The following is a 15,237-nucleotide window of genomic DNA, read 5'->3' as shown; positions in this document are numbered from 1 at the left end:
TGAGGTCGAGGATGCAGGTTTTACATGTCTGTTCAGAACTTTTCCCGCTGCTGAAAACGGGCGGACTGGCTGATGTAGTCGGGGCATTACCTCAGGCGCAGATTGCGGGTGGTACGGATACGCGGGTACTGTTGCCCGCTTTTCCCGCATTGCGCAAAGGCATACCTGATCTCCAGGTAGTGACAGAGCGAGAGACATTTGCCGGTCATATGCGTCTGCTTTTTGGTGAATTTAACGGTGTGGGCATCTACTTAATCGATGCGCCTGATCTCTACGACCGTCCCGGCAGTCCCTATCATGACGAGTCGCAGTTTGCCTATGTCGACAACTACCTGCGCTTTGCGCTGCTGGGCTGGGTCGGCTGTGAACTGGCGTGCGGCATGGATTCCATGTGGCGTCCCGATATCGTGCATGCTCACGACTGGCATGCCGGCCTGACCTGCGCCTATCTGGAAACGCGCGGTCGTCCGGCCAAATCGGTCTTTACCGTGCATAACCTGGCCTATCAGGGGCTGTTCTCGGCGCACCACATGGACCAGATTGGCCTGCCATGGTCGTTCTTTAACATGCATGGGCTGGAGTTTTACGGCCAGATCTCCTTCCTGAAAGCGGGACTCTTCTACGCCGACCATGTGACGGCGGTCAGCCCGACCTATGCCCATGAGATTACCTCGGCAGAATATGGCTACGGCATGGAGACCCTGCTGGCACAGCGGATGCGGGAAGGGCGTCTGAGCGGGATCCTTAACGGGGTCGATCCCTCTATCTGGGACCCGGCGCACGACCTGCTGCTCAGCGCGCGCTACAACCGCGACACGCTGGAAGCAAAGGCTGAAAACAAACGTCAGCTGCAGGTGGCGATGGGTCTCAAGGTCGATGACAAAGCGCCGGTGTTCTGCGTTATCAGCCGTCTGACCAAACAGAAAGGGCTGGACCTGGTGCTGGAGGCGCTGCCCGGCCTGCTGGCGCAGGGCGGTCAGCTGGTGCTGCTGGGACAGGGCGATGCCGAGCTGCAGCAGGGCTTCCTGGCCGCGGCAGCAGAGCATCCGGGCAGCGTTGGTGTGCAGATTGGCTATCACGAGGCGTTCTCTCACCGCATTGTCGGCGGGGCGGATGTGATCGTGGTGCCAAGTCGCTTTGAGCCCTGTGGTCTGACACAACTTTATGGCCTGAAGTATGGTACGTTGCCTTTAGTGCGCCGCACGGGTGGCCTGGCCGATACCGTCAACGACAGTTCGTTAGAGAACCTGGCCGACGGTATCGCCAGCGGATTCAGTTTTGAAGACGCCAATGCCTGGTCGCTGCTTCGGGCTATCCGGCGCGCGTTTGTATTGTGGTCCCGTCCGTCACTCTGGCGTTACGTTCAGCGCCAGGCGATGGGTATGGACTTTAGCTGGCAGGTGGCGGCACAAGCCTACCGTGATCTCTACCAACGTTTGATGTAACGGATTGGGAAACTGGATATGAACGCACCTTTCACTTACGCCTCACCAACGTTGACGGTTGATGCCTTAAAGCATTCGATTGCCTACAAGCTGATGTTTACCATCGGCAAAGATCCCTCTATCGCCAATAAACATGAGTGGCTCAACGCCTCACTGCTGGCGGTGCGCGACCGGATGGTCGAGCGCTGGCTGCGTTCCAGCCGTGCCCAGCTCTCTCAGGATGTCCGCCAGGTCTATTACCTGTCGATGGAGTTCCTGATGGGCCGCACGCTGGGCAATGCGCTGCTGGCGATGGGGATCTATGACGATCTCAACCAGGCACTGGATGAGATGGGTCTGGATCTGGCCGAGCTGATGGAAGAGGAGAACGATCCGGGGCTGGGCAACGGCGGCCTGGGGCGTCTGGCGGCCTGCTTCCTCGACTCACTGGCGACGCTGGGTATGCCGGGCCGGGGTTACGGCATCCGCTATGACTACGGCATGTTCAAACAGAACATCGTGGAAGGTGAGCAGAAAGAGTCGCCGGATTACTGGCTGGAATATGGTAATCCGTGGGAGTTCCAGCGTTTCAACACCCGTTACAAAGTTCGTTTCGGTGGCCGTGTTCAGCATGAAGGCACCAAAGTGCGCTGGCTGGAGACCGAAGAGATCCTGGCGATGGCCTATGACCAGATCATCCCGGGTTACGACACCGACGCCACCAATACGCTGCGGCTGTGGGGGGCGCAGGCCAGCAACGAGATCAATCTCGGCAAGTTCAACCAGGGTGACTACTTCGCGGCGGTGGAAGATAAAAACCACTCCGAAAACGTCTCACGGGTGCTCTACCCGGATGACTCGACCTACTCCGGGCGCGAGCTGCGTCTGCGTCAGGAATATTTCCTGGTCTCTGCCACGGTGCAGGATATCCTGAATCGCCACTGGCGAATGCATCAGACCTGGGACAACCTGGCGGATAAAATTGCCATTCACCTGAATGACACGCATCCGGTGCTGGCGATCCCCGAACTGATGCGCCTGCTGATCGACGAGTATAAGTTCAGCTGGGACAGCGCCTTCGACGTCTGCTGTCAGGTCTTCTCCTACACCAACCACACGCTGATGAGCGAGGCGCTGGAGACCTGGCCGGTAGATATGATCGGCAAGATCCTGCCGCGCCATCTCAGCATCATTTTTGAGATCAACGACTTCTTCCTGAAGACCGTGCAGGATCACTATCCCGATGACATCGATCTGCTGTCGCGCATTTCGATCATTGACGAAAACGATGGCCGCCGGGTGCGTATGGCCTGGCTGGCGGTAGTCGTCAGCCACAAGGTCAACGGTGTCTCCGAGCTGCACTCGAATCTGATGGTGCAGTCGCTGTTTGCCGATTTCTCCCGTCTGTTCCCCGGTCGCTTCTGTAACAAGACCAACGGCGTGACGCCACGTCGCTGGCTGGCGCTGGCGAACCCGGCGCTCTCTGAGGTGCTGGACGACGAGATTGGCCGCAACTGGCGTACCGATCTCAGCCAGCTCGGCGAGCTGAAAGCGCAGATCGACTATCCGGCCTTTATCGAAAAGGTGGCGGTGGCCAAGCATCAGAATAAGCGGCGACTGGCCAGCTGGGTGGCGAAGAATCTGGATGTGGTGCTCGATCCGAATGCGCTGTTCGATGTGCAGATCAAGCGTATTCATGAGTACAAACGTCAGCTGCTCAATGTCCTGCATGTGATCACGCGATACAACCGTATCAAGGCCGATCCGCAGGCTGACTGGGTGCCGCGCGTCAACATCTTTGCCGGGAAAGCGGCGTCGGCCTATTACGTCGCCAAACACATCATTCATCTGATCAACGATGTCGCTAACGTGATCAACAACGATCCGCAGGTGAAGAACAAGCTGAAGGTTGTCTTTATCCCGAACTACAGCGTCAGCCTGGCGCAGATCATTATCCCGGCGGCCGATCTCTCCGAGCAGATTTCGACGGCAGGAACGGAAGCGTCCGGCACCAGTAACATGAAGTTTGCGCTGAACGGCGCCCTGACCATTGGCACGCTGGATGGGGCGAACGTTGAGATGCTGGATCACGTCGGCGAAGAGAACATCTTTATCTTCGGGAACACCACGCCGCAGGTCGAAGCCCTGCGTAAAAAGGGCTACAACCCGCGTGACTACTATGAAGGCGATGAGGAGCTGCATCAGGTGCTGACCCAGATTGCCTCGGGCGTCTTCAGTCCGCAGGAGCCAGGCCGCTACCGCAATCTGTTCGATTCGCTGGTCAACTTCGGCGACCACTACCAGTTACTGGCGGATTATCGCAGCTACGTGGACACCCAGGATAAGGTGGACGCGCTCTACCGTAAACCGGATGAGTGGCAGCGTCGCGCGGCCAGAAACATCGCCGGAATGGGCTACTTCTCGTCAGATCGTACCATTCAGGAGTACGCCGACGAGATCTGGAACATTACGCCGGTCAGGTTGTAAGTCAGGCGTTTATTTCCGTGCGGCCAGCCCACCGGCCGCACGCTCTCTTCTTCTCACCGCTTCCCCCCTTTTTCAGCCGCTCCCGTCCCGCTTGTGCGAGCCAGATCATTACACCCTGACTGAGAATCGCTACTATGTGGACAATCAGGATGCGTCTGCAGGGAACCCCCGCGAATGAGTGACAACATCAACCAGGAAATTACCTTTCGTAAGCTCAGCGTTTTTATGATGTTTATGAGTAAGGGCAATATCGCGAGGACGGCGGAGGCGCTCGATCTGAGCAGCGTCAGCGTGCATCGCGCACTGCACACGCTGGAGGAGGGGATCGACTGCCCGCTGTTTATCCACAAGGGCCGCAACCTGGTGCCGATGCCGGCCGCGTGGACCCTGCTGGAGTACTGTCGCGATGTGACCACGCTGATGGGGAAGGGTATCGAAGAGGCGCGCAAGGTGGCGGGCATCGGCGGCGGACGGCTGCGGCTGGGCACGCTCTACTCGCTGACGCTGGAGACCATTCCGCGCCTGATCATGGGGATGAAGCTGCGGCGACCCACGCTGGAACTCGACCTGACCATGGGTTCCAATCAGACGCTGCTGGCTATGCTGGAAGATGATGTGCTGGATGCGATCCTGATCGCCACCGATAAGGACGAGCTGAATGACACACGGTTCGATGTCATCCCGCTGTTTGAAGATCGGATCTTCCTGGCCGCGCCAGCTGGCGAGACGCGGAACGGCAGCGGGCCGGTCGACCTGCGTGACTATGCTGACCGCGATTTTGTCTCGCTGGCAGAAGGCTTTGCGACCTACACCGGTTCGCAGGAGGCGTTTCAGATCGCCGGATTCGAACCGCGGATGGTTACCCGGGTCAACGACATCTTCTCAATGATAAGTCTGGTGCAGGCGGGCATCGGGCTGGCGCTGATTCCGGGGCGCATGAAAAAAGTCTATGAGAACAATATTCAGCTGCTGACGCTCGCAGAGCCCTATCAGATGTGTCAGCAGATCGCGATCGTCTATTCACACCGGCGCGAACGCGATCAGGATCTGCTGGCGCTGGCGGCAGAAGGGCGGATGTACGCCCGCACCCTTACCGATCCAGCCGTTTAGCCAGATGAAGTGCAACCTCAATGCTGTTGCGCTCCATGCAGATCGCGTCTCCCTGCCAGCCCGCCTGCAGCGTCAGACCCGTCAGAACATTGCCGGGCGGCATCTCAATCGCCAGCCGGGCATCGCGCTGATTAGCGGCGACCATCGCATCGTGCCACTGCACGGTGCGCGCCATATTGAAGGCGAGATCGTCGGCTATCCTGGCGGGATCGTGGATAACCCGTCCGGTGGACCCGCTGAGGTAGGCACAGCGGGGCCGGGAGAGCGTTACAGACTCAAAGGCGCGCGCCAGTTCGGCGGCAGGCTCGTCCAGCAGGGCGCAGTGCGACGGCACGCTCACCGCGAGCTTAATCGCTTTGCTGGCACCGGCCTCCAGCGCTTTCTGCGCGACCCTCGCCATATCCTCATCGCGTCCGGCAATCACAATCTGTGTCTCGGCGTTGAGATTGGCGAGATAGGTATGGCTGCCCGACAGCAGGGGCTCCAGACGGTTCAGCGTTAAGCCGGCGATCGCGGTCAGGCCATACCCCTGCGGATAGGCCTGCTCCATCAGATCGCCACGCCGTGCAACCAGCTGCAGGGCATCCGCAAAATCGAGTGCCCCCGCAATCACCGCCGCAGGAAATGCGCCGATCGACAGGCCGCTGACGATATCGGGCGCCACGCCCCGGCGAATCAGCTCACGCGCCCAGGCAACACCGCAAATCAGCAGCGAGAGCTGCACCGCACGGGTGTGGCGCAGCGCCTCTGCACTGTCGAGCCGATTGGCCTCGTCGCCCAGTACCGCGCGCGCCTGGCTTAACAGCGCATCGCCGTCGGGCAGATGCTGCAGCATACCGGCACGCTGGGTGCCCTGACCGGGAAAGGTAAAGAGTATTTTCATTGATCCTCTCTGCTCCAGGGGGAAGCGGTCAGCCGCGGGCCGGTGTCGGTTTTCAGCAGCACCCGGCCTCTCCGCAGCCACTCATCCAGGGCAAACGCGCCAGACGGCGTTTCCACCTGCGTATCTGTCCGGCACGCCAGCGTCGCGGTCAGCGCCTGCCATTGCTGCAGTGCCTCACGGGGCAGCGGCTGCGGGGCACGGATCACAACATCCAGATCGCTGGCGGCGTGCAGCGTGGGGCGCTGTGTCGCCAGCGCATAACCGGTGCTGCCGGTGATGCCCCAGCGCCACGGCCAGCGGGTTCCGCTGAGCACTATCGCTGCGCTGACCGGCGCACAGGCGGCGAAAGGCGAAGCCAGCAGGGATGCCCGCTCAGCCAGGCTCTCCGGCGTCACGATCCGGCTGATATCGGCTGGCGGGATCCAGCCGGCGGCGCGCTGCTCACGGCGCTCGCCGCGCACGCCAATCGGGATTAGCCCGGACGCCCGGTGATCGCGCCGCACCACCACGGGCAGGTCGGGATGCCACTGCTGCCTGACCCAGCTCTCCTGGAGCGAGGCTAACGCACTGCGGGTTCGCAGCCAGAGCAAATCGTGGGGGCGCGGATCACACATATTACATTCCTGATGTCAGCGTAATGAACAGCGGTAACGATAAAACAGAGAGAAGCGAACTGAGCAGCAGCACGGCTTCCGCATCGGGTGACTGTACGCCAAAGCGATTGCCAAATACCACACCGAAGAAACCGGCCGACAGCGCAATCATCAGGATAGCGGTGATCGCCACCGAACCGTGAAGGCCCATGACCAGCACCAGACCCCAGGCCACAAAAGGCTGGATCAGCAGCTTGGCGACGGTGCCGAGACCTACGACAGCATTGAATTTCAGTTTGCGGGCAGAGAGGATCACGCCGGTCAGGAACAGGGCGGCGGCGGTGGCCGACAGACCCAGCGGTTTAATCGCCGAGATTACCAGTTCCGGCATTCTGAGACCGAATGCGCTCAGCACCACGCCCAGCAGCGGCCCCCAGACGATCGGTTTCTTAATCGAGCGCCACATCAGAACCGGCAGCATGGCCAGTGTCGAACCGGCATTTTCACCGGCGCTGCGCGCTTTTTCCCGCTCCAGGATCAGCAGACAGAATGGCGTCATCAGCACTGAGCCGCAGGCAATCGAAACCGCCACAGACAGGGAGGTTGCAGAGCCTTCGCCCAGCACGCTGCCCAGAATCGGCAGGCCCAGCGCGGCGTAGTTCGGCAGGGCGACCGTCAGGGTCAGCACCGCGGCATCCTGCGGCGACTTTTTAAAGACGCGGGTCGCCAGGAAATAGAGCGCCGCATAGACAATCCACATCGCGCCGGTTAAGACCACAATCAGCGGCGACTGTGCGACGATGCCCGACCACGGTGTCTGAACCGTGGCGCTGAACAGCGCGGCAGGTAGCGCAAAATCCATCACGAAAATATTGAGCAGCGAGACATCTTTGTTATTGACCATTCCGGCCTTACCCGCCCAGAAACCGAGCAGCATAATGACGAAGATTGGCGCAAGGGCATGAACAATTGTATAGATCATAAATCACCTGTTAATAAGAAAAAATTCTTTAAAAACAGCGATGTTTATAATTCTGAACACGGCCACTGCACCGGGGCGCACGCCTTAATGCGCCCCGTCAGACCGTTTTCGGCAGGTTTATTTTTATGTTTTTACCAGGTCGCGCGCATGCGCTCGCGAACCAGGGAAGAGCTGTGACGGTTGGCTGCCCCCAGGCGGTTCTTCAGGCTCGGATCCTGACGGGCATCACTGATAGCCTTCTGCAGGGCGATTTCCACCATCGCGACATCCGCATCGGACGGCGCATCGGGATCGGCCACGTTCAGCAGATCGGCGAGCAGGCCGAGAGTGGCGAAGTTATCGACGTCATACGCCATCGGCGGAATGGTGGCGGCCAGTTTTTCCAGCGCCTCCACGGATCGCAGCGTAATACGGGCCGCTGACGCTTTGCCCATAGCGTGCACCAGAACCCCCTGATCGTTAAGCGCAATCAGCCGGTTAGCCTGATAACCGTGCGCCAGAAACGCACCGGACATCGCCTTGCCGACAATCAGGCCGATAACCGGATGACCATCCAGGCGCGCATTGGCGTAGGCACCCGCCGCGCCCGCCAGCGCCTGGTGGATCCCAAACGCCTCTTCGCGGCGGCCATAGGCCTGACTCGGTACGTCAATCACCGCCACAATCGGGCGCTTCACGGCGCGGTTTTTGTCCGCTTCCCACGTTTCATTCACCACCTTCGCCAGCGTCCAGCCCTCCAGCAGGCCGACTTCGCCCCGTGCGGCGCGTGGATAGTGGTTATGCGCATCGGGCACTACGGCGACAAAGCGTACGTTTTCGCCGTTGAGCTGGCCGTCAGCCACCTGAACAGAGGCGCACAGGCCGCTCAGGCGCTGCGCATGGGGTGCCAGTTTTTCCAGCCAGGTGGCACCGCGGCTGCTTGTCTGCGTCATTATTTCTCCTCCCGGGCAAAAAGCTGTTTAATCTGCGCGGTGTCCGCCTGCTGGCGGGTGTCGAACTGCGTCAGACGTGACAGAAAATCGTCATAGTTATCGCTGCGATGCTGCGCCGGGACGCCTCTGGCGATAAAGCCCTGCATGGCCGTTTTCACGGCATTAATCCCGTCATCCACCAGCGCATCGACCAGGCCACTGGCGTAGCGGATCTCGCCGCCGGTCATGCTCCAGATAAACGGACGGTCGCGTGAGTCATACTCTTCAATCCCCACTTCCTGCTCGATGACCTGCGGGCCGTTCAGCCCCAGCCGGGCTTCACGCGTCACAATCAGATAGCTGCAGAGCGCGGCGGCGATAGACATGCCGCCAAAGCAGCCCACGGTGCCGCTGATGATGCCGATCACCGGGGTATAGCGGCGCAGATCGACAATCGCCGCATGGATATCGGCAATCGCCGCCAGGCCCAGATTGGCCTCCTGTAAGCGCACGCCGCCGGTTTCCAGGCAGAGCACCGCCTGGGTCGGAATACCGTTGCGGTTATCTTCCGCCGCCAGCTCCAGCGCCGCCGCCATCTTCGCGCCGGAGACTTCACCCATGCTGCCGCCCTGGAAGGTACCTTCGATGGCAATCACCACGGCAGACTGACCGTTCAGCGTGCCGCGCGCCACCACCATGCCATCATCCGACTGCGGAACCACGCCCTGCGGGGCGAGCCACGGCGACATAATGCCTTCAAAGGGATCGAGCAGTTCACGATAGCTGCCCGCATCGAGCAGCGCATGGGCGCGTTCACGGGCCCGTAATTCAATAAAGCTGGCATCGTTACGCATGGCTCACCTCTTCAAAAACCTGTTCAATACGGATGCGCGCTACGCCGGGCGTCGCACCGAAATCGTGGATAATCAGCTCGCCAGCGGGCAGGCCGCTGATCAGATTCAGGCGGTCAAACAGCGCCTTCCAGCGGGCGTCGCTGTTATCCAGCGAGGTGGTGATAGCGATGTTCAGTGTCTGGCCGCTGGTTGCGGTGTACAGCACTTCCATATCACCGGAACCAACGACCCCGGCCAGCGCTCTGCCACTGAGCAGGCGATTAGCAGGGAGAGATAATGTGATGTGTTCCATAATGGCCTCTAAAAATATGAGTGTTCAGGCGAACAGACCCGATCGATAAACAGCGTCGCGGCCAGCAGGTCAGCGGCCCCGCCCGGTGAGGCGTTGAGAGCCAGCATCCGGCGGTCGAGCCGCGCCAGCGCCTCCGCCCCCTCTGCGGTGTGGCTGCCGCCCGCCAGCAGAACGGCGCGCGCCCCCTGTTGCATCGCGTTGAGCCCGGTCATACCGGCCCGCGACAGCACGCAGGTATCGCTGAGCGAGGTCATGATCGCCATCAGCGCATCCAGCCGGGCTGCGCTTTCGCTGGCGCCCATGGCCCGGCTTGCCATCAGCTGCGGCAGCGCCAGTTTCATGATGTGCGGAAACGCCTGTTGTGCCTCTTCGCGTGCGCCGGGCACCCGATAGCGGTGGATCGCTTTCAGCCCTTTGCTGAACTGTTTAGGCGCACCGCTATCCGGCAGGCTGGCCAGCGCGGCCGCGGTGCGGGTCAGCTGAGCCGCCCGGCCGGTGCCACCCAGCATGGCTGCGGCACTGACCAGCAGGCCCAGCGCCCAGATCGCGCCGCGATGGGTGTTCACGCCGCCGGTCGCCGCCATCATCTGCTGTTCGCCGTCGCGGCCCAGGCGGCCTACCGTTTCGCGCAGGGCGATATCGGCGGGACGCAGCCAGCTGTGACGGGCCAGCGCCAGAAAGACGGGCACCAGGCTGTGAGCAGAACGTTCCATCAGCGCCAGCGTCAGATCCTGATGCGCGCCGTTTCCCCGACTGTCAACCAGACCCGGTTTGGGGCTCAGACGGGCTTCATCGATCAGACAATCACGCGCAATCGTGGCCAGCAGGCTGGCCTGCGCCTCGCTCTGGGTCGGTGACAGGAGTTTCATTACCAGCTCCGGAATTTAGCGGGTGGGTTGTACAGGCCGCCTGACCATTCAACCAGATCGGCCACGCTGCCAGCCGCCAGCAGGGAGCGGGTGGCGTCGGAGCGGCGGATGCCCATATCTTCCGGGTAGACCACTTTGCCGCTTTTACGCAGCGCGGCAACCCGGGCGGCATCGACGCCCAGACCGATATCGGTAATGCCCGCGACGGCGGCGACCATGGCGCGACGCTCTTCCAGGCTCTCCGCCCGGTAGAGATAGGCGATACCCTCTTCGGTCAGGACATGGGTGACGTCATCGCCGTAGATCATGACCGGTGCCAGCGGCATACCGGAGGCTTTGGCGACATCGACCGCATCAAGTTTTTCCACAAAGGTCGGTTTGGCCCCGGCCTGGAAGGTCTCCACCATCTGCACCACCAGTTTCTTACCGCGCTGCATCGGGTCCGGCTCAGTGATCATATTCAGCCAGGCGGGGGAGGCGTGGCGGCGGCCGTGCGGGTCATGGCCCATGTTCGGTGCGCCACCGAAGCCGGAAAGGCGGCCACGGGTCACGGTCGAGGAGTTTGCCAGCCCGTCCACCTGCAGGGTCGCGCCGATAAACATATCGACCGCGTACTGGCCCGCCAGCTGACAGAAGGCGCGGTTAGAGCGCATCGAACCGTCGCTGCCGGTAAAGAAGATGTCGGGACGGGCGCGGATATACTCTTCCATCCCCAGCTCGCCACCAAAGCAGTGCACGCTCTCCACCCAGCCGCTCTCAATTGCCGGGATCAGTGTCGGATGCGGGTTCAGCGCCCAGTGCTTACAGATTTTGCCTTTCAGACCCAGCTGTTCGCCGTAGGTGGGCAGCAGCAGCTCAATCGCGGCGGTGTTAAAGCCGATGCCGTGGTTGAGCGACTGCACCTGATGCTCGGCGTAGATGCCCTTGATCGCCATCATCGCCATCAGGATATGTTCCTGTTTAATCAGGCGCGGATCGCGGGTAAACAGCGGCTCGATAAAGAAGGGTTTGTCGGCGACCACAACGTAGTCGATCCACGAGCCGGGAATATCGACGCGCGGCAGGTCAGTTTCATCGTCGACCAGTTCATTTACCTGAGCGATAACGATCCCATCGCGAAACGCTGCGGCTTCCACCAGCGCCGGGGTATCTTCGGTACCCGGACCGGTATAGAGGTTGCCTTTGCGGTCAGCTTTGTAACCGGCAATCAGCGCCACATTCGGGCTGAGATCAACATAGAGGCGGGAGTAAAGTTCGATATAGGTGTGGATAGCGCCGATTTCCAGCTGGCCATCCTCCAGCAGCTGCGACATGCGCAGGCTCTGCGGACCGGAAAAGGAGAAGTCGAGTTTGCGGGCGATGCCTTTTTCAAAAATATCGAGATGCTCGCTGCGGCCGACGCTGGGCATAATCATATGCAGGTCGTGGATCTTTGCCGGGTTAACCTGTGCCAGCGTGCGGGACAGGAAGTCCGCCTGTTTCTGGTTGTTCCCTTCCAGTACCACCCGATCGCCCGGGGCGATTAACTGTTCCAGTGCTTCTGTGGCTCTTTCTACAGGAATGACTTTGCCATCGAGGGGAAAGGAGGCCATACGACGCGCTTTTTCACTGCGGCGTGTGTTCCACTCCCGGACAGGCGTTTGGCCTGTGTTCATTTCAACCTCCTGATTGGAATCGATCTGTTGACGTTTTTGCTGTGTAAAGTCTGTGCCTTATGCCTGCCCTGTTCAATTAAGCAAAAAGGCGGAACGTTAGGCTTAAGGTAATGATGGGGAGGAGGGAGAGCGAAGTACGGCGTCTGAGCCGTAAACGATGTGGCTCAGGTCTGCGCCGGATCTGAACGTGGCCCCGGCGGACGGGCATAAAAAAAGCAGGCCGGAGCCTGCTTTATGATCAAGGGGGGCTGCTTATGAAGCCAGCGACAGAACCGGTTTCGCCTTCGCTGCCAGCCATTCGGCGACACGGGCCTGCTGCTCTTTGGTCAGCCACATACCCTGTTTGGTACGACGCCAGATCGCATCATCCAGTTCACGCACCCACTCATGCTGCACCAGGTAGCGTAACTCCGCCTCGTAGAACTCATGGCCGAAGTTCTCGCCCAGATCGTTCAGGCTCTTCGCGCCCGCCAGCAGGGTTTCGGTACTGCTGCCGTAGGTACGCGAGAAGTGACGCGCCATGTTTTCGCTGATGAACGGATAGCGGCGACGCAGGCTGGCGGCATAATCTTCACGGGTGCCGGAGATGTTCCCGCCGGGTAACACGCAGTTCTTCGTCCAGGCCGGGCCCGCATTCGGGTAATACTTCGCCAGTTTCTCCATCGCATGTTCAGCCAGCTTACGGTAGGTCGTCAGCTTGCCGCCAAACACCGACAGCAGTGGTGCCTGACCATGATCGTCGCGCACATCCAGCGTGTAATCACGGGTGATCGCCTGCGGTGAATCCGATTCGTCATCACACAGCGGACGCACACCGGAGTAAGACCAGACGATATCGTCGGCGGTCAGCTGCTTTTTAAAGTGTCCGTTGAACACTTTCAGCAGATACTCGGTTTCGTTGTCGTCGATGTGGACGTTTTTCGGATCGCCTTTGTACTCCACGTCGGTCGTACCGATGATGGAGAACTCATCCATCCACGGGATCACAAACACGATGCGATTGTCTTCGTTCTGCAGAATATAGGCCTGCTTCTCGGTGTGCACGCGCGGCACCACGATATGGCTGCCCTTAATCAGGCGGATACCGTACGGCGATTTCAGCTGCAGGCCATCATCGAACAGCTGTTTGACCCACGGGCCAGCCGCATTGACCAGACCTTTTGCCTGCCAGGTATGGATTTTGCCGCTGTCGACATCTTCCGCTTCCACCTTCCACAGGCCGCCTTCACGCCAGGCGCGGGTCACGCGGGTACGGGTACGCACTTCGCCGCCGCGCTTCACCACTTCCTGCGCATTCAGTACCACCATGCGGGCGTCGTCCACCCAGCAGTCTGAATATTCGAATCCGCGCGTGATCTCCGGCTTCAGGGCCGAATCCGCGCCAAAGCGCAGGCTCTTGCTGCCCGGCAGGCTGGTACGTTTACCGAGGTGGTCATACATAAACAGGCCGGTGCGGATCATCCACGCCGGACGCAGATGCGGGCGGTGCGGCAGGCGGAAGCGCATCGGGAACGCCAGATGCGGGGCCATTTTCAGCAGCACTTCACGTTCAGCCAGCGCTTCGCTGACCAGACGGAATTCGTAGTGTTCAAGGTAGCGCAAGCCGCCGTGAATCAGTTTTGAACTGGCAGAGGAGGTCGCGCAAGCCAGATCCCGCGCCTCCAGCATTAACACCGACAGTCCGCGTCCTGCAGCGTCTGCTGCAATGCCGGCACCGTTGATGCCGCCGCCGATCACGATCAGGTCTTTGGTTTCCACGTCATCTCCTCCGATGTTCGGAATAGTTCACTAATGTTCGTTTTCGAGCATAATCATAATCACAAACCAACATTTACGCCAGCTTTTAACCCGCTAAAAACAATTTTGCGTGATATAGCTAACATTCTGCCCACCAAAAAAACCGATACCCGTAACGATTGTCAGGTTATCGGCGTGGATTCTCGGGTTACACTATCCGCTATCGTGATGCTGTTATGAGAGATCTCATGGAAACGTTCGAATGTATTGATGTGCAGCAGGCGCAGGCGCGTCTGGCGCAGGGTGCGCTGCTGGTGGATATCCGCGATCCACAGAGTTATGCCCTGGGCCATGCGGCCGGCGCGCTGCATCTGACCAACACCAACCTCAGCGACTTTATCAGCGGTGCTGACCACAGCCTGCCGGTGCTGGTGATGTGCTATCACGGCAACAGCAGCAAAAGCGCAGCACAGTATCTGCTGGGCCAGGGCTTCAGCGCAGCGTACAGCATCGACGGCGGCTTTGATGCCTGGCGCGCTGCTTTTCCTCAGCAGGTTGCCCTCGGCAGTGAGTAGACGGCGGCCCGGCACATGGAGCGTTACTGATGCGCATTACCCAGTTTAACCAGCCGCGCATGGCGCAGGCGTTTGTGGACTATATGGCGACGCGCGGCGTCACGCTGCGGATCGAGCATGACAACCACTACGTCATCATGCTGGATGATGAAAGCAAAATTGCCGTGGTCGAAAACGAACTTCAGCAGTTCCTGCACGATCCCAACCACCCGCGCTATCAGGCGGCCAGCTGGCACAGCGGTAAAACGGACAGCGGCCTGCGCTATGAGCGCAGCAACATCTGGGCGAACATCCGCGAGCGTGCGGGGCCGCTGACGATGAGCGTGATGGTGCTCTGCATCGCAGTATTTATTCTGATGCAGGTGATGGGCGATCAGACCGTGATGGCCTGGCTCTCCTGGCCGGATGCCGACCAGCATTTTCAGGTCTGGCGCTGGTTCAGCCATGCGCTGCTGCACTTTTCACTGCTGCACATCCTGTTTAATCTGATGTGGTGGTGGTATCTGGGCGGGGCCGTGGAGAAGCGGCTCGGCAGCGGCAAACTGTTCGTGATTATGCTGATTTCGGCCCTGCTCAGTGGCTGGCTGCAGGCGAAGTTCAGCGGCATCTGGTTTGGCGGCCTGTCGGGCGTGGTGTATGCCCTGATGGGCTACTGCTGGCTGCGCGGCGAGCGCGATCCCGACAGTGGCGTCTATCTTGAACGGGGGCTGATCGGTTTTGCGCTGGTCTGGCTGGTCATTGGCTGGTTCGGCGTCTTTGGTCTGGCGATCGCCAACGCGGCCCATGTGGCCGGGCTGCTGGTCGGGCTGGCGATGGCGCTGGTCGACACGCGTCACGTCACGCGTCGGTAGACGGGATTATGCAG

Annotated in this window: 14 protein-coding genes; 5 read left to right on the top strand and 9 right to left on the bottom strand. The window is 60.2% G+C overall.

What is annotated here, in order from left to right:
* Positions 1 to 11 precede the first annotated feature (11 nt).
* The 3 genes from glgA to ACNY69_RS18515 all read left to right on the top strand — a co-directional run bounded on the left by glgA (position 12) and on the right by ACNY69_RS18515 (position 5,021).
* Positions 12 to 1,445, top strand: coding sequence for a glycogen synthase GlgA (glgA, locus tag ACNY69_RS18525; protein WP_367395888.1), 1,434 nt, complete (start codon positions 12 to 14; stop codon positions 1,443 to 1,445).
* Positions 1,446 to 1,463: 18 nt separating this feature from the next.
* Entirely contained in the window at positions 1,464 to 3,911 is a 2,448-nt protein-coding gene (glgP, locus tag ACNY69_RS18520; RefSeq protein ID WP_293773335.1) for a glycogen phosphorylase, read from the top strand.
* Between the two features lie 174 nt (positions 3,912 to 4,085).
* On the top strand, positions 4,086 to 5,021 hold the full coding sequence (locus ACNY69_RS18515) for a LysR family transcriptional regulator (protein WP_111141782.1): 936 nt from the start codon (positions 4,086 to 4,088) through the stop codon (positions 5,019 to 5,021).
* On the opposite strand, the gene mdcH is transcribed toward ACNY69_RS18515, so the two are convergent.
* From mdcH to glpD, 9 genes are all read right to left on the bottom strand, one after another.
* Entirely contained in the window at positions 5,002 to 5,904 is a 903-nt protein-coding gene (mdcH, locus tag ACNY69_RS18510; RefSeq protein WP_111141784.1) for a malonate decarboxylase subunit epsilon, read from the bottom strand. The genes ACNY69_RS18515 and mdcH overlap by 20 nt on opposite strands.
* Positions 5,901 to 6,518: a malonate decarboxylase holo-ACP synthase gene (locus tag ACNY69_RS18505; RefSeq protein ID WP_111141786.1), complete on the bottom strand. Its 618-nt coding sequence runs from the start codon at positions 6,516 to 6,518 to the stop codon at positions 5,901 to 5,903. Before ACNY69_RS18505 ends, mdcH begins: the two co-directional genes overlap by 4 nt.
* Before the next feature lies 1 nt (position 6,519).
* The gene (locus tag ACNY69_RS18500; protein ID WP_111141788.1) at positions 6,520 to 7,479 is read right to left on the bottom strand and encodes an AEC family transporter; all 960 of its coding nucleotides are present in this window, start codon (positions 7,477 to 7,479) and stop codon (positions 6,520 to 6,522) included.
* Positions 7,480 to 7,610: 131 nt separating this feature from the next.
* Positions 7,611 to 8,411 (bottom strand): biotin-independent malonate decarboxylase subunit gamma, encoded by an 801-nt coding sequence (gene mdcE, locus ACNY69_RS18495; RefSeq protein ID WP_418799470.1) that lies wholly within the window; start codon positions 8,409 to 8,411, stop codon positions 7,611 to 7,613.
* On the bottom strand, positions 8,411 to 9,244 hold the full coding sequence (locus ACNY69_RS18490; RefSeq protein ID WP_418799469.1) for a biotin-independent malonate decarboxylase subunit beta: 834 nt from the start codon (positions 9,242 to 9,244) through the stop codon (positions 8,411 to 8,413). Before ACNY69_RS18490 ends, mdcE begins: the two co-directional genes overlap by 1 nt.
* Positions 9,237 to 9,536, bottom strand: coding sequence for a malonate decarboxylase acyl carrier protein (mdcC, locus tag ACNY69_RS18485; protein ID WP_111141794.1), 300 nt, complete (start codon positions 9,534 to 9,536; stop codon positions 9,237 to 9,239). The genes ACNY69_RS18490 and mdcC overlap by 8 nt, the downstream gene beginning before the upstream one ends.
* A gap of 8 nt (positions 9,537 to 9,544) precedes the next feature.
* Positions 9,545 to 10,405, bottom strand: coding sequence for a triphosphoribosyl-dephospho-CoA synthase (locus tag ACNY69_RS18480; RefSeq protein ID WP_418799468.1), 861 nt, complete (start codon positions 10,403 to 10,405; stop codon positions 9,545 to 9,547).
* Positions 10,405 to 12,060 (bottom strand): malonate decarboxylase subunit alpha, encoded by a 1,656-nt coding sequence (gene mdcA / locus ACNY69_RS18475; protein WP_111141798.1) that lies wholly within the window; start codon positions 12,058 to 12,060, stop codon positions 10,405 to 10,407. The genes ACNY69_RS18480 and mdcA overlap by 1 nt, the downstream gene beginning before the upstream one ends.
* Positions 12,061 to 12,312: 252 nt before the next feature.
* Positions 12,313 to 13,818, bottom strand: a complete 1,506-nt coding sequence (gene glpD, locus ACNY69_RS18470) for a glycerol-3-phosphate dehydrogenase (RefSeq protein ID WP_111141800.1) — start codon at positions 13,816 to 13,818, stop codon at positions 12,313 to 12,315.
* A 227-nt stretch (positions 13,819 to 14,045) separates the two neighbouring features.
* On the opposite strand from glpD, the gene glpE reads away from it, so the two are divergent.
* The gene (gene glpE / locus ACNY69_RS18465) at positions 14,046 to 14,372 is read left to right on the top strand and encodes a thiosulfate sulfurtransferase GlpE (RefSeq protein ID WP_199560041.1); all 327 of its coding nucleotides are present in this window, start codon (positions 14,046 to 14,048) and stop codon (positions 14,370 to 14,372) included.
* Between the two features lie 29 nt (positions 14,373 to 14,401).
* Positions 14,402 to 15,223, top strand: coding sequence for a rhomboid family intramembrane serine protease GlpG (glpG, locus tag ACNY69_RS18460; protein WP_111140883.1), 822 nt, complete (start codon positions 14,402 to 14,404; stop codon positions 15,221 to 15,223).
* Positions 15,224 to 15,237: the final 14 nt, after the last annotated feature.

Source organism: Pantoea graminicola (genome assembly GCF_048452665.1).
Taxonomy (GTDB): domain Bacteria; phylum Pseudomonadota; class Gammaproteobacteria; order Enterobacterales; family Enterobacteriaceae; genus Pantoea.
The sequence above is the reverse complement of the archived record's forward strand: the minus strand, read 5'-3'. Positions and strand labels throughout refer to the sequence as shown.

Excerpts from the sequence above, each read along its gene's own strand:
- glgA (WP_367395888.1), top strand. The coding sequence starts at position 12 with ATGCAGGTTTTACATGTCTGTTCAGAACTTTTCCCGCTGCTGAAAACG.
- glgP (WP_293773335.1), top strand. The coding sequence starts at position 1,464 with ATGAACGCACCTTTCACTTACGCCTCACCAACGTTGACGGTTGATGCC.
- ACNY69_RS18515 (WP_111141782.1), top strand. The coding sequence starts at position 4,086 with ATGAGTGACAACATCAACCAGGAAATTACCTTTCGTAAGCTCAGCGTT.
- mdcH (WP_111141784.1), bottom strand. The coding sequence starts at position 5,904 with ATGAAAATACTCTTTACCTTTCCCGGTCAGGGCACCCAGCGTGCCGGT.
- ACNY69_RS18505 (WP_111141786.1), bottom strand. The coding sequence starts at position 6,518 with ATGTGTGATCCGCGCCCCCACGATTTGCTCTGGCTGCGAACCCGCAGT.
- ACNY69_RS18500 (WP_111141788.1), bottom strand. The coding sequence starts at position 7,479 with ATGATCTATACAATTGTTCATGCCCTTGCGCCAATCTTCGTCATTATG.
- mdcE (WP_418799470.1), bottom strand. The coding sequence starts at position 8,411 with ATGACGCAGACAAGCAGCCGCGGTGCCACCTGGCTGGAAAAACTGGCA.
- ACNY69_RS18490 (WP_418799469.1), bottom strand. The coding sequence starts at position 9,244 with ATGCGTAACGATGCCAGCTTTATTGAATTACGGGCCCGTGAACGCGCC.
- mdcC (WP_111141794.1), bottom strand. The coding sequence starts at position 9,536 with ATGGAACACATCACATTATCTCTCCCTGCTAATCGCCTGCTCAGTGGC.
- ACNY69_RS18480 (WP_418799468.1), bottom strand. The coding sequence starts at position 10,405 with ATGAAACTCCTGTCACCGACCCAGAGCGAGGCGCAGGCCAGCCTGCTG.
- mdcA (WP_111141798.1), bottom strand. The coding sequence starts at position 12,060 with ATGAACACAGGCCAAACGCCTGTCCGGGAGTGGAACACACGCCGCAGT.
- glpE (WP_199560041.1), top strand. The coding sequence starts at position 14,046 with ATGGAAACGTTCGAATGTATTGATGTGCAGCAGGCGCAGGCGCGTCTG.
- glpG (WP_111140883.1), top strand. The coding sequence starts at position 14,402 with ATGCGCATTACCCAGTTTAACCAGCCGCGCATGGCGCAGGCGTTTGTG.